16 protein-coding genes and 2 pseudogenes are annotated in these 11,640 nt (G+C 37.0%); 7 read left to right on the top strand and 11 right to left on the bottom strand.

Annotation, left to right across the window (positions count from 1 at the left end):
- Both BTHERMOSOX_RS07140 and BTHERMOSOX_RS07135 read left to right on the top strand, forming a co-directional pair.
- On the top strand, positions 1 to 184 hold a 184-nt coding region (locus BTHERMOSOX_RS07140), incomplete at its 5' end, for an IS3 family transposase (protein ID WP_171004689.1).
- Between the two features lie 122 nt (positions 185 to 306).
- Positions 307 to 882: a hypothetical protein gene (locus BTHERMOSOX_RS07135; RefSeq protein ID WP_138120410.1), complete on the top strand. Its 576-nt coding sequence runs from the start codon at positions 307 to 309 to the stop codon at positions 880 to 882.
- A 49-nt stretch (positions 883 to 931) separates the two neighbouring features.
- Here BTHERMOSOX_RS07135 and BTHERMOSOX_RS07130 read toward each other — a convergent pair whose 3' ends face one another.
- Entirely contained in the window at positions 932 to 1,258 is a 327-nt protein-coding gene (locus BTHERMOSOX_RS07130) for a DUF2335 domain-containing protein (RefSeq protein ID WP_138120409.1), read from the bottom strand.
- Positions 1,259 to 1,321: 63 nt separating this feature from the next.
- Positions 1,322 to 1,513 carry a hypothetical protein gene (locus tag BTHERMOSOX_RS07125; RefSeq protein ID WP_138120408.1) on the bottom strand — a complete coding sequence of 64 codons (192 nt, stop codon included), beginning with the start codon at positions 1,511 to 1,513 and terminating at the stop codon, positions 1,322 to 1,324.
- A gap of 818 nt (positions 1,514 to 2,331) precedes the next feature.
- Between BTHERMOSOX_RS07125 and BTHERMOSOX_RS07120 the strand changes: the two are divergent.
- Positions 2,332 to 2,430, top strand: a pseudogene (locus tag BTHERMOSOX_RS07120) (IS3 family transposase); the annotation flags it as partial.
- A 269-nt stretch (positions 2,431 to 2,699) separates the two neighbouring features.
- Positions 2,700 to 3,464 carry a 3'(2'),5'-bisphosphate nucleotidase CysQ gene (gene cysQ, locus BTHERMOSOX_RS07115; RefSeq protein WP_138120407.1) on the top strand — a complete coding sequence of 255 codons (765 nt, stop codon included), beginning with the start codon at positions 2,700 to 2,702 and terminating at the stop codon, positions 3,462 to 3,464.
- On the opposite strand, the gene nadC is transcribed toward cysQ, so the two are convergent.
- From nadC to nudE, 7 genes are all read right to left on the bottom strand, one after another.
- Positions 3,450 to 4,271: a carboxylating nicotinate-nucleotide diphosphorylase gene (gene nadC, locus BTHERMOSOX_RS07110; protein WP_138120406.1), complete on the bottom strand. Its 822-nt coding sequence runs from the start codon at positions 4,269 to 4,271 to the stop codon at positions 3,450 to 3,452. The genes cysQ and nadC overlap by 15 nt on opposite strands.
- Positions 4,264 to 5,352, bottom strand: coding sequence for a lipid-A-disaccharide synthase (gene lpxB / locus BTHERMOSOX_RS07105; RefSeq protein WP_249360640.1), 1,089 nt, complete (start codon positions 5,350 to 5,352; stop codon positions 4,264 to 4,266). Before lpxB ends, nadC begins: the two co-directional genes overlap by 8 nt.
- 6 nt (positions 5,353 to 5,358) lie before the next feature.
- Entirely contained in the window at positions 5,359 to 5,661 is a 303-nt protein-coding gene (gene yhbY, locus BTHERMOSOX_RS07100) for a ribosome assembly RNA-binding protein YhbY (RefSeq protein ID WP_138120411.1), read from the bottom strand.
- 255 nt (positions 5,662 to 5,916) lie between these two features.
- Positions 5,917 to 7,161: a diaminopimelate decarboxylase gene (lysA, locus tag BTHERMOSOX_RS07095; RefSeq protein WP_138120405.1), complete on the bottom strand. Its 1,245-nt coding sequence runs from the start codon at positions 7,159 to 7,161 to the stop codon at positions 5,917 to 5,919.
- Between the two features lie 3 nt (positions 7,162 to 7,164).
- Positions 7,165 to 7,326 (bottom strand): hypothetical protein, encoded by a 162-nt coding sequence (locus BTHERMOSOX_RS07090; RefSeq protein ID WP_171004686.1) that lies wholly within the window; start codon positions 7,324 to 7,326, stop codon positions 7,165 to 7,167.
- Positions 7,327 to 7,360: 34 nt separating this feature from the next.
- Positions 7,361 to 8,047 carry a leucyl/phenylalanyl-tRNA--protein transferase gene (aat, locus tag BTHERMOSOX_RS07085; protein WP_138120404.1) on the bottom strand — a complete coding sequence of 229 codons (687 nt, stop codon included), beginning with the start codon at positions 8,045 to 8,047 and terminating at the stop codon, positions 7,361 to 7,363.
- Positions 8,040 to 8,597, bottom strand: coding sequence for an ADP compounds hydrolase NudE (gene nudE, locus BTHERMOSOX_RS07080; protein ID WP_138120403.1), 558 nt, complete (start codon positions 8,595 to 8,597; stop codon positions 8,040 to 8,042). The genes aat and nudE overlap by 8 nt, the downstream gene beginning before the upstream one ends.
- 56 nt (positions 8,598 to 8,653) lie before the next feature.
- On the opposite strand from nudE, the gene BTHERMOSOX_RS07075 reads away from it, so the two are divergent.
- Positions 8,654 to 9,610, top strand: coding sequence for an MBL fold metallo-hydrolase (locus BTHERMOSOX_RS07075; RefSeq protein ID WP_138120402.1), 957 nt, complete (start codon positions 8,654 to 8,656; stop codon positions 9,608 to 9,610).
- A 75-nt stretch (positions 9,611 to 9,685) separates the two neighbouring features.
- Here BTHERMOSOX_RS07075 and BTHERMOSOX_RS07070 read toward each other — a convergent pair whose 3' ends face one another.
- Positions 9,686 to 10,324 carry a trimeric intracellular cation channel family protein gene (locus BTHERMOSOX_RS07070; protein ID WP_138120401.1) on the bottom strand — a complete coding sequence of 213 codons (639 nt, stop codon included), beginning with the start codon at positions 10,322 to 10,324 and terminating at the stop codon, positions 9,686 to 9,688.
- Positions 10,321 to 10,908 carry a carbonic anhydrase gene (locus BTHERMOSOX_RS07065; RefSeq protein WP_138120400.1) on the bottom strand — a complete coding sequence of 196 codons (588 nt, stop codon included), beginning with the start codon at positions 10,906 to 10,908 and terminating at the stop codon, positions 10,321 to 10,323. Before BTHERMOSOX_RS07065 ends, BTHERMOSOX_RS07070 begins: the two co-directional genes overlap by 4 nt.
- A 242-nt stretch (positions 10,909 to 11,150) precedes the next feature.
- Between BTHERMOSOX_RS07065 and BTHERMOSOX_RS07060 the strand changes: the two genes are divergently transcribed.
- The gene (locus BTHERMOSOX_RS07060; RefSeq protein WP_138120399.1) at positions 11,151 to 11,420 is read left to right on the top strand and encodes a hypothetical protein; all 270 of its coding nucleotides are present in this window, start codon (positions 11,151 to 11,153) and stop codon (positions 11,418 to 11,420) included.
- Positions 11,421 to 11,541: 121 nt separating this feature from the next.
- Positions 11,542 to 11,640, top strand: a pseudogene (locus BTHERMOSOX_RS07055) (IS1595 family transposase); the annotation flags it as partial.

The following is an 11,640-nucleotide window of genomic DNA, read 5'->3' as shown; positions in this document are numbered from 1 at the left end:
TTTTTTTAACACCCTAAAAACAGAGTTAATCAATCAGAAAATTTATCAAACTAGGAAACAAGCAAGCAGTGCTATCTTTGAATATATTGAAGTGTTTTATAACAAAATTAGGCGACATTCAACGATTGATTATTACTCGCCTAATGATTATGAAAAGAGGTTTTATCGCAACAATATTCCCTAACTTAACATTAAGCCTTTAAGGCTTAAGTTAGGGCTTGGAACAAGTTCCAAGTTGGGGCTTTGCTCCTTCGTAGCCTGACCTTGGGTGCAAACCTCAAAAAAGATTATTGATACAGAAAAATAATGCGTAAAATATTAGTTTGGTGTCCAGTCAAGTGGGGGAGTTTCAAGATGACCCTAATGATGGAGTTCAAAGAAACGTTAAAGGCTTATTATGCCAAAGAGGGAGTTATTTTTGAAGATAAGGCAGACAAGCCTAAACCAATAAAAGAAAGCGGGGCTGATAAAAAATCAGCAATACCAAAACTCGATGTAAATATCAAACTGGTGCGAGGTTTATTAGTTGATACCGATAATGTTGCTTTAAATCGAGCCAAAGCATATGACGAGCAGTTAAACAACTTGGAGGGTGATTCTCTACCAATTAAAAACGGAATTTTTACATTCTCTGATGATAAGATTGATGCTGATACTGTTAAGCAACTGGTCATAGACAATATCAAAGAAATGGCAATTGCCTATCTTAGAATATTGGAAATACAAGGCAATGACCCACTTTCAATGAAAGTATCGGAATTGCCAAATATTCACGAATTAAGACTTAAAAATCATGATGATTATTCTGTAGGTGATTACATTACTAGCACACTATTTTCGAATGATGGTATTGATGAAGTAAACACAGGGTTGATAATTTAGAGCATAAATTACTGTATGCAACTAAACCCGTCTAATATGGCGGGTTTATTTATTTTCGTTTATAAATAAATAAACCAACAACAGAAGCAATACTAACACCTATCCACTGTACTTGCTCTGCAAATCCTTGACTAATAGCATACCCCATTAGGGCGATTACTAAAACTCCTATAGAAAGGGCTGTCATTTGACCTAGAATATTAAAGGCTCTTTCCGATGTGATAATTCTATTATCTAAATTTTGCCTATGAGTTGATTCACGCTCAGCCATCGCTAAAATTCTTTCAGCAAATCCAACTTTTATGTCTTCATATTTTTGTAAATCTGACGGTTGAGGTATAGGTCCACTATAGTGTTTTGATTGATGAGCAACCATGGTTTCATTACTAGAATTTGGCTTGATTTTGGCTTGATTTTGGTAACGTTACCTGTATTTCTTTTAGACAGTTTCTTTGACATTATTTAACTCTACATCGAATTCATCCATTGATTTTTTCATATCACTACCTACACTTTCCCAACTTTGGCGTATTCTTTCTTCAGTTGAAAGCAACGGTACCCTTTCTCTAGTTCTGTCATCAGACGAGAATGAAAAGGCACTTTTGAAGCCTCTTTTGAATTCTTTATTCATAATATGATCATTATATAGTCTATTTTAGATAGAAAACAACCAATATCAATCACAATAAAAGTCTCAAATCTAGCCAAAAAGTGGAATTATTTTAACCATTTCCAAAATGGAAGTAGCTCAAAAGTAGTTATTCGAAAAATCGAATATTTTTCTAACGATTATTACACACATTATTATAAATACAGTTCTGTAAATTTTGGATTATTTTCTCTAATCTTACTATCTCTTGCAAGGCATAATCAGCCTTTGCATACACCTTATATGCTACCGCGTCCTTACTTGGAACAAAGTTGTAATTTGGATTTATTCTTGTTGCGTCCAACGCAAAAGAAAATTGACTAATAAATAAAACAGTAACCACAATCATACTAAATAAAAACTTCATAATAACCCCTTAAATAAAAATTCTAAATTTTAACATTTTTCAAAAATTTGCAAGCCCTAAAAAACCAAAATAAAAAAGTAAAACTTTTCTGCTTTTCAACATACACCGCCTACAACAAAACGCTAAAACCCATATAAATAAAAGTCTATAGCGGTGTATATAGAGTGTAGGTTGAGCCATTTGGTGTATGTTGTACCTCTAAATTTATATAAAGAGGTTGATTATTTAAAGCCATTCAATTAGTCGGTGGATCTATTATTTATATTGGTTTATTTTTATTACAAATGCAATGGTTCACTAAACTGTAGTGGTCTAACAATCTTGGACAAATTTATAGCCTTATACCCCTCAAGATACTGTCTTAAAAGTCAACTGTTTTTTACCTTTTATTCGTAGTTGACTTTTAAGACAGTATCTTGAGGGGTGAAATGTAGAGAGTTATATTTACTTTTATAACTACAAAAGAATTCATTCAGCGATTGGATATTTAACACCTGCTCAGAAGATGGCTGAATTGGAGAAAGCGGCTTAAAATGTGTCCAAGTTTAGCGAGCCATTACAACTACACACACTAAACCCTTTAACATCAATATTTTATAACAAAAATAGGCTAATATAAATAAAAATAAAAAACCTATAAAATGAAACTCACAATCGATTGGTCCTTGGTTCAAGTCTAAATAGGCCCACCATACACTCGCAAACATCTGAAAAAGATAATACAAGCTATTATCAGATTTTGTGCTATTTAAAATTTGAGTTTCGATAATCTCAACTTAAAACCAACGGTATGATTAACGCATGATATTTGATGCATTAACTCCGAATTTAATCAATCTAACCGAGAAGGTTGGTGAAATGATTATGTCGCACTATAAAACGAATTTAAACGTTAAAACCAAAGCGGATAAAACCCCGCTTACTATTGTTGATCAACAGGCTCATCAGTTAATTACACAAGCCCTAGCTAAACTAACACCTGACACGCCTATCCTTTCCGAAGAATCTGAGCAGATAGATTTTGAAACACGCTCTAGCTGGGATGAGTACTGGCTTATCGACCCATTAGATGGTACCAGGGATTTTATCGAACAAACGGGTGAGTTTTGCATTTGCATCGCTTATATCAAAGATCATCGTCCAATTTTTGGACTTATTTATGCGCCACTTAATCAAACGCATTATTTTACTGATGATCAATCAAAAGCTTTCAAACGTCAGCATGATAAAACCACTGCATTACAATGCGCTATTAGTAAACAACCCACAAAGATTGTGATTGGTCATTACTCATTACACAATCCACAATTGCAGTCACACCTAGAAAAACTGAACAATACTTGTATTAGTCATCTGGGCAGTGCGCTAAAATTTTGCAAAATTGCTGAAGGAGTATATGATTACTACCCAAGATTTGGCCCTTGTTCTGAGTGGGACACTGCTGCAGGCGTTTGTATTTTAGAAGCGGCAGGTGGTTATGTTGTTGGAGAAGATAGCAAGCCTTTACGCTACAATACACAAGACAGTTTAAGTAGTCCTGTATTTTTTGCTTCAGGCAAAGCGTAGCGACAGATCAATGGCCTGAATATTTTTAGTAATACTGCCTGTTGAGATAAAATCAACACCAGTTTGAGCAATTGACACAATGGTGGCTTTATCAATATTTCCAGAAGCTTCAAGCGGCAATCTCCCAGCAGACAATGCAACAGCCTCAGATAACATTTGAAGGGAAAAATTATCGCATAATGCTCGCGTAACATCGCTTAATGTCAGCACTTCAGCCAACTGCTCTAAAGTCTCTACTTCAACAATTAAATCTAAATCAGAAAAATGGGCTTTGGCCTCTGCCACCGCTTTGCTAATACCACCAGCGGCAATAATATGGTTTTCTTTAAGCATAATACAATCGTATAAGCCCAAACGATGATTAACTCCACCACCACACTTAACCGCCTGTTTTTGTGCCAAACGTAATCCGGGAAGAGTTTTTCTTGTATCTAATAATTGTGCCTTAGTGTCTGAAATTTTGTCAACCAAACTTCGTGTTTGCGTAGCTACTGCACTGAGCGTTTGTAAGAAATTAAGTGCCACACGTTCAGCACTGATAATAGCCCGTGACGATCCTGATAAAGTGCATAATGTCTGAGATGCATCAACTAGATCGCCATCTTTAACTAGCCAGTTAATTTTAATATCTTTATTCAGAGATAAAAATGCAGCCTGAGCATATTCAATACCACATATAACCGCCACCTTTCGACAAACAATACTGGCGCTAACTTGTTTGTCTGCCAGTAGACTAGCCGATACATCGCCCGAACCAATATCTTCGGCCAATGCCAAATCGATAATATCTTTAAACTCTTTATTCATGAATAAAATCGAGAATTAGTTTGGCAGACTCTTCACTCGCATTCAAACTTAGCTGTTGATGAATATTATTAAATTTTGAAATCAGTTTACTCTGATCACTTGATAGAATTTTCATGGCATGTATGGCAATATTTTTTGCATTTGCCTGATCTTGAATTAATTCTGGCACCAGAGGTTTATTGGCAATTACATTAGGCAGGCTAATATATTTACTTTTAATTAGCCGTGAAGCGATGAAATAACTCACTGTTGATAGTTTATAAACCACCACCATTGGTACACCAACTAATGCCAATTCAAGTGCGGCAGTACCAGAGGCGACTAACACCAAATCAGCAGTCTGCATATGACTATGTACTTCATCAATAGATACATTGATTTTTTGCTCACCAATCAGCTCATTAATCCAACCCAATAACTCTTCATTAGCCAATACCAAGTGAAAACTAAGCGTTTCATCTTGTTGTGACATGATTTTGGCTGCTAACAACAATTCAGGCAACAATCGCTTAACTTCTCCAGATCGAGAGCCTGGCATTAATAAAATCTGTTTTGTTGGCTTGTGGTTTTTTCTAGGCGTTAATTTTTCCGCCAAAGGGTGGCCGACAAAAATAGCTCTCTGGTTATTCTGTTTGTAAAAATCAACTTCAAAAGGGAATAGGCATAAAACTAAATCAGTTGATTGTTTTATCTTTTTAACCCGAGATTGGCGCCATGCCCATACCGATGGAGAAACAAAATGTATGGTTTTAACACTTTGTTTTTTAAGCTTTTTCTCAATGATAAAGTTAAAATCAGGAGCATCAACACCAATAAAAACATCGGGCTGTTGCTTGGAAAAATACGAAACCATCTCAGCTCTAAGCTTAAGCAATGAGGGTAGTTTTTTCAAAACTTCAGTAAAGCCCATTACATTCACCAGGCTCATATCCCAGCGCTGTTTACAGCCAGATTGCTGCATTTTATTACCGCACAATCCCTCAATCTGAAGATTGCCATCTTGAGCTTTTAATGCTTGTACTAGAGTCGATCCAATTAGATCTCCTGAGGTTTCAGCAGCGCTAATTGCAATCTTAATCACAGGTGATTATTTTCTCGGAAGAATGATTTGAGGATCTTTGTCGAATGCTCGATAAATCACCATCACGTTACCAATAACCTGAACTAAATGCGACTTAGTAATTTCAACAATTTCATTAATAATGGTTTGCTTGTGCTCTTTATCGTCACCACGAATTTTAATCTTTAACAATTCGTGAACTTCCAAGCTTGATTTTAATTCTGCAAGTACGCCTTCGCTAAGACCGTGCTGGCCCATCATCACTACCAGTTTAAGGCTGTGACCTTTAGAACGTAAAAATTTCTTTTGATTGTTTGTAAGCTTAGTCATTGATTTAATAGTCCAAAGTGGGTGAATAAAAAAGTCTGCAAGATTTAAAGTTGTTAGTTGCAAGGCAAAGCTTGTAGTTGATAGCCACTCTTATCAAGAAAAGATTTAACGTAGCAAATGACAGCTTTAAACCTTGCCCTACAGGACTTAACCAATTTTCTATTCTCTGCGTCATTGTTTTTGAGATATGAATAACTATCTCTGTAAAAAATTCCTTGAAAATATAAAAATTGGTGTTGTCATAATTTTTCATATTCACCCACTTTGAACTATGTACTCTGTATTAAATAAATCTTGAATGGTTTCGCGCTTGCGAATTAAATGATGTGTATCACCCGATACCATCACCTCTGCCACGCGGGGGCGTGAATTATAGTTTGAGCTCATGGTAAAACCGTAAGCACCAGCTGACATAACAGCCAAATAGTCACCTTCCGATAAAGACAGCTGCCTATCTTTAGCTAAAAAATCACCGGTTTCACAAATAGGGCCTACCAAGTCCCAAATAGCATCAACACCTTTAGCCGCTTCATTAATTGGCAGCACATTGTGATAAGCTCCGTAAAAAGCAGGGCGCAATAAATCATTCATAGCGCCATCAATAATAGCGAATGACTTATCTGAATTTTGTTTTAAAAACTCTACTTTAGTCACAAAAATACCGGCATTACCAACAATGGCCCTGCCCGGCTCTAAAATAATTTCTAAGTCACCAACACGTCTAAGCATTTCACCAACATAAGCACTAATGTCAATAACACGTTCATCGTCGTAACGAATGCCAACACCGCCACCTAAGTCTAAGTGGGCTATCTCAATACCTCTGTCATTTAACTTGGAGATCAACTCTAGCACTTTATCTAGCGCGTCTATGAACGGCAGTACGTCGGTAAGCTGAGAGCCAATATGGCAATCCAAACCTTGAACATTAATATATTCAGAGTTGTGTGCTTTTTCATATAGAGCGATTGCATCATCAATATCAACACCAAATTTGTTTTCTTTGAGGCCAGTTGAGATATAAGGATGAGTTTTGGCATCCACATTTGGATTAACACGAATTGAAATAGGCGCCTTAACTTTTAATCTTGTAGCAACCTGCTCAATGCGATTAAGCTCGGCTTCCGACTCAACATTAAAGCATCGAATACCTACTTCTAATCCGCGCTCAATCTCAAGCTGTGTTTTTGCAACGCCAGAAAACACACATTTAGACGCCTGTCCACCTGCCGCCAATACACGTTCGAACTCTCCAATTGAAACAATGTCAAATCCAGCACCAATCTTAGCCAAAACATTGAGTACAGCAATATTAGAATTGGCCTTTACCGCATAGCAAACCAAGTGCGGATGCTGGCCAAAAGCTTCATCAAATTCACGCCAATTATTCTCAATGTCGGTACGTGAATAAACGTACAACGGCGAGCCGTAGCTAGCCATCAAATCTGCTATGTCAACAGATTCAGCATGTAGAGAATGATTTTGGTACGAAAAACTCAATGTTTATTTTGAGTTATGCGGAAGGATGTCAAGCTCTGGCGCAATGGTAACCGTTTGATCAATTGCAGGTTGTGCTTTAACCGCTTCCAGATCGCCCATTTTTCCACAAGCGCTAATGCCTACAACGATAAAAGCTAATAAAGCCAGTTGTGCTAATTTGTTCATAATTTACCTTATTTATAATTAATTAAGGCTTATTTTACAGTAAATTCTTTAATAGTTTGATAAACGCTGAACGCTCGATATTAAAGGCGCCTAAGCTTTTTAAATGAGGGTTTTCAACTTGACAATCGATCAGCTCGTAACCCATCGTTTGAATTAAATAAACAAAAGCGAATTTTGAAGTGTTTTTCACCAACGAAAACATTGACTCTCCAAAAAACACCTTACCCATACTAACACCGTACAATCCGCCCACTAATTTCGAATCTTGGTACACTTCTACCGAACGCGCCACTCCTTGCTTATGTAGTGCTATATAGGCATCAATCATGTCATTATCAATCCACGTACCTGTTTGATCTTTTCGCTCAACCACTTTGCAATGATGAATTACCTCCTTAAAGGCCTGATCCACTTTAATCTCAAAATTGTTTTTATTTAACAGCTTTTGTAAGCTTTTAGAAATATGCAATGTATTTGGAGTAATGATCATGCGTGGATCTGGGCTATACCAAAGTATGGGGTTTCTTTTTAATACCCCCTTGAGGGGTGCGTCCTCACTATACCAAGGAAAAATTCCTTGCTGATAAGCCTCAATTAAACGCTCGATAGTTAACTCTCCGCCAACGCCAATCAACCCATTTGGCTCTGTAAGCGCTAAGTCAACTTGAGGAAATGGCGTATCAGCATTTGTTAATACAAATGATTGAGGGATTTCAATCACTAAAATTTTGTCGTCTAATTGCCTCTTTAGCCATGTACAAAGCAGCAATGCTACGTGCTTCAGTTAAATCATTGTCATAAACAAGCGTTTCCAAATTGGCCAATTTATGCTTAACCACCTCAAGTGGCTCTGGCTCATCACCTTCAGCGCTATCCTCGTATAAATCCTGTGCCAATACAATATGAGTTACACTTGACTGATAGCCTGGCGCAATACTCATGCCTTTCATATAGGTTAATTTTTTGGCTCCGTAGCCAATCTCTTCGATTAATTCACGATTGGCTGCTTCTAATGGCGTTTCACCATCATCAATTTTACCTTTAGTTAGAGCCAGTTCATACCTGTCAGTGCCGCCAGAATACTCATAAATCATCAAAACGGTCTCATCATCAAGCATTGGTATTACTAAAACTGCGCCATTTCCAGGAGGCTTAAGGCGCTCATATTGTTTTTTTTCGCCATTGGAAAATTCAACATCCATTGACTGGATATTGAAAAATCGAGTTGTGGCTATGTCAGTGATATTACTAAGGTTTGGTTTTTTTCGCATAAAGGGAATTATAACATTAGGTATAATGCCTTTATTCACATAGAGAGGGGAGAGACATGAATAAATTAACACTATTATTTACTTTGGCATTTTCGTCAATAACACACGCTTGGACTATTGACGGCTTAGGCGATTATCAATTCGATCAACTGGGTGCTAATTCGTACATCATGCATGGCCCGCTTGGCGAGCCGAATGTTGCAAACCAAGGTTTTATGAACAACCCTGGCATGATTATTGGTGCTGATGGTGTCATTGTTATCGACCCTGGTGGCACTTATCAAATCGGCCTTGAGGTTATTAAAGAAATTAAAAAAATTACCGATAAGCCAATTGTTGCCGCATTTAACACTCATGTACATGGAGATCATTGGCTAGGCAACCAAGCGATCATGGAGCAATATCCAAATGCTAAAATCTATGCACATCCAGCAATGATCGCACAAGCAAAAGATGGTGAGGGGGATTTATGGGTTGGCGTAATGGACAGATCAACAGAGGGCTTATCTAAAGGCACTATTGCCACTTACCCAACAGATGCAACCTCTGATCAGCAAATCATTCAGGTAGGTGGAGAAACTTTTAAAATTCACAATGACGTTACAGGAGTTGCACATACAGACAACGACATCATGGTTGAACACGTTGGCAGTAAAACTTTATTCCTAGGTGACAACGGTCTGGTTGATCGTTTTGGTCGTTTTGACGACACATCGAACATGCATGGAAATATCAAAGCGTTAGAATATGCCATTGACTTAAGATTAGATCATTACGTTCCTGGTCATGGTCCATCAGGCGATGCAGATGCAGCTGTTGTTCCATTTTTAACTTACTTAAAAGTGATTAAAATTGAAGTTGAAAAAGGCTACAAGGAAGATCTAGCTGATTATGAAATCAAACCATTTGCTGATAAACATTTAGCTGATTATCACGATTGGCATGGCTATGATGCACAGCTAGGCAAAAATATTAATAAAATGTTATTAGAAGTTGAAACGCTAGATCTTTAAGCAGTTAGTAATTTTTTATATAAAAATGACGACCAATAGATTGTCATTTTTTTTGCCTAAAAACTAAATATACGTCTACTCTTTAAGCTGAAATTTTGGTAAACCAAGGTCAAGGCGAAGTGCCGCCAGTCGAGTAATGAATATTGCAAAGCCTGCAATAACAGCACTAATAGCAACGCCAAAACCATAATGTATTAATATCATAAAGCCTAAAGACCCAAGCCATGCAGCAGTTGCGTATAACGGACTTTTAAAAACAATAGGTGTTTCGTTGCAGAGCAAATCTCTAAAAATTCCACCCATAGCACCCGTTACTACGCCCATAAAACTAGCAATTAGCCAAGGTGCACCTGCTGCCAATGCCACCATCGTACCAGCAATACTAAAGGCCGCCAAACCCGCTGAATCAGGAATTAAAAACAACTTTGGAGAAATGGAAAATAATCTTGCGCCAATGAAAATAACCAGCGCACTAACTAAAGAGGCAATAAAAAATATTTGATCCTGTATCCAAAAAACATCAATATCTAACAGCATATCCCTAAGTGATCTACCACCAAGCCCTGTGGTAATAGCAATAATAATAACGCCAAATAAATCAAAATGTCTAAAGCCAGACTTAAGTACGCCCGAGGCTGAAGACACAATAACTGCCACCAACGAAATCCAATACAGACTATTTGAAAATTCTTGAGTTACTTCTAAATTAATCATGTCAATAATTCCACTTTTCCAGTATCAATATGATAATACGCCGGAACAATAACAAGCTCTCCTTTTTTCATCATCTCTGGAAAATGTGCGCCAGTTTGTTTAAGCTCCTCAGAAACTAAACCAACATTGGCCAAAATAACATTTTCGGTTAAATCTCCAGGTAAATCTTTGGCCTTGTTAAGCGCTGCGTTCAGTGCAAAAGTCAAACTGGGTAAATGCCCTTCAAGCTGATTATGATTACACGTGGCTTGCACCGCGCCACATTGTGAATGCCCCATCACCATAATTAGCCTCACATCTAAATGTAATACTGCATATTCAATACTAGCAACAATCATTTGATCAAGCACATTACCAACGACACGCACCACATATAAATCACCCAGTCCTTGGTCAAAAATAACTTCTGGCGGTACGCGAGAATCTGAACAACCTAAGATAATTGCAAAGGGATGTTGCCCGTGTTTAAGCTCAAAACGCCTTTCACTGGATTGATCAGGATGGATAAGATGCGACGCCATATAGCGCTTATTACCCTCCATCAACTTTCTTAAATTTGCATTATTGACTACAATTTTATTCATAAGGGAAAATTGTAACGCAAAAACTCCAATTTATTACTCATTTTTAAAATTTCTGAAATTTTTGGTTTATGCAGTAGCCTTACCTATTTTCAAAGATTTTTAAGCCTTAGAATGCTATTTTTATCGTATTTACAAGGTTTTTCTGAGATTTAACAAGCTCAATTGCATTATTTCCGAAATTTTTAATAGGTAAGATGGGTAAATGTACTAGTAGTAAATTTTGACAAATTTAAGGAACAGGGATGAATTTTAAAAGCATGACCAAACAACAGCTTAAAGACCATGGAGAAACCATTGGCGTTCAGCTTAATCTTAAAAACAAGAAAGATGAACTAATAGCGCAACTTAACGAAGCAGGTGAGCAAAAGGTTGAACAGAGTCCCACTGCCACACCAATAGAACAAGAGCTGTCTTCAGCCGCACCTATTACAGTCTCTCAACCAGACTTTGATATTAAAAAATATTTATGGCCAATTGTCATTGTACTGGCGTTGTTAATTTGGCTAGTTTAAAAGAGTGCCACTCCTTTTAATTCTTATTAATTTTTTTGGGTCATGACAACCCAAGCATATTTAAAACCATGTTAAAGTACCGTTATGAAAGTAAAAAAACAAGTATGTAAATCGTTCCCGTATTTCAGAGAAGAAATTTAGAGAAATAATTAAGTATTTTTCTCTTGATTTGAACGCAGTTCAAATCAAGGAATTAACAGGATTGAGCAGACAAACAATC

Source organism: Bathymodiolus heckerae thiotrophic gill symbiont (assembly GCF_900128515.1).
Lineage (GTDB): Bacteria > Pseudomonadota > Gammaproteobacteria > PS1 > Pseudothioglobaceae > Thioglobus_A.
This window is presented reverse-complemented; position numbering and strand designations above follow the sequence as displayed.

Excerpts from the sequence above, each read along its gene's own strand:
- BTHERMOSOX_RS07135 (WP_138120410.1), top strand. The coding sequence starts at position 307 with ATGCGTAAAATATTAGTTTGGTGTCCAGTCAAGTGGGGGAGTTTCAAG.
- BTHERMOSOX_RS07130 (WP_138120409.1), bottom strand. The coding sequence starts at position 1,258 with ATGGTTGCTCATCAATCAAAACACTATAGTGGACCTATACCTCAACCG.
- BTHERMOSOX_RS07125 (WP_138120408.1), bottom strand. The coding sequence starts at position 1,513 with ATGAATAAAGAATTCAAAAGAGGCTTCAAAAGTGCCTTTTCATTCTCG.
- cysQ (WP_138120407.1), top strand. The coding sequence starts at position 2,700 with ATGATATTTGATGCATTAACTCCGAATTTAATCAATCTAACCGAGAAG.
- nadC (WP_138120406.1), bottom strand. The coding sequence starts at position 4,271 with ATGAATAAAGAGTTTAAAGATATTATCGATTTGGCATTGGCCGAAGAT.
- yhbY (WP_138120411.1), bottom strand. The coding sequence starts at position 5,661 with ATGACTAAGCTTACAAACAATCAAAAGAAATTTTTACGTTCTAAAGGT.
- BTHERMOSOX_RS07090 (WP_171004686.1), bottom strand. The coding sequence starts at position 7,326 with ATGAACAAATTAGCACAACTGGCTTTATTAGCTTTTATCGTTGTAGGC.
- nudE (WP_138120403.1), bottom strand. The coding sequence starts at position 8,597 with ATGCGAAAAAAACCAAACCTTAGTAATATCACTGACATAGCCACAACT.
- BTHERMOSOX_RS07075 (WP_138120402.1), top strand. The coding sequence starts at position 8,654 with ATGAATAAATTAACACTATTATTTACTTTGGCATTTTCGTCAATAACA.
- BTHERMOSOX_RS07070 (WP_138120401.1), bottom strand. The coding sequence starts at position 10,324 with ATGATTAATTTAGAAGTAACTCAAGAATTTTCAAATAGTCTGTATTGG.
- BTHERMOSOX_RS07065 (WP_138120400.1), bottom strand. The coding sequence starts at position 10,908 with ATGAATAAAATTGTAGTCAATAATGCAAATTTAAGAAAGTTGATGGAG.
- BTHERMOSOX_RS07060 (WP_138120399.1), top strand. The coding sequence starts at position 11,151 with ATGAATTTTAAAAGCATGACCAAACAACAGCTTAAAGACCATGGAGAA.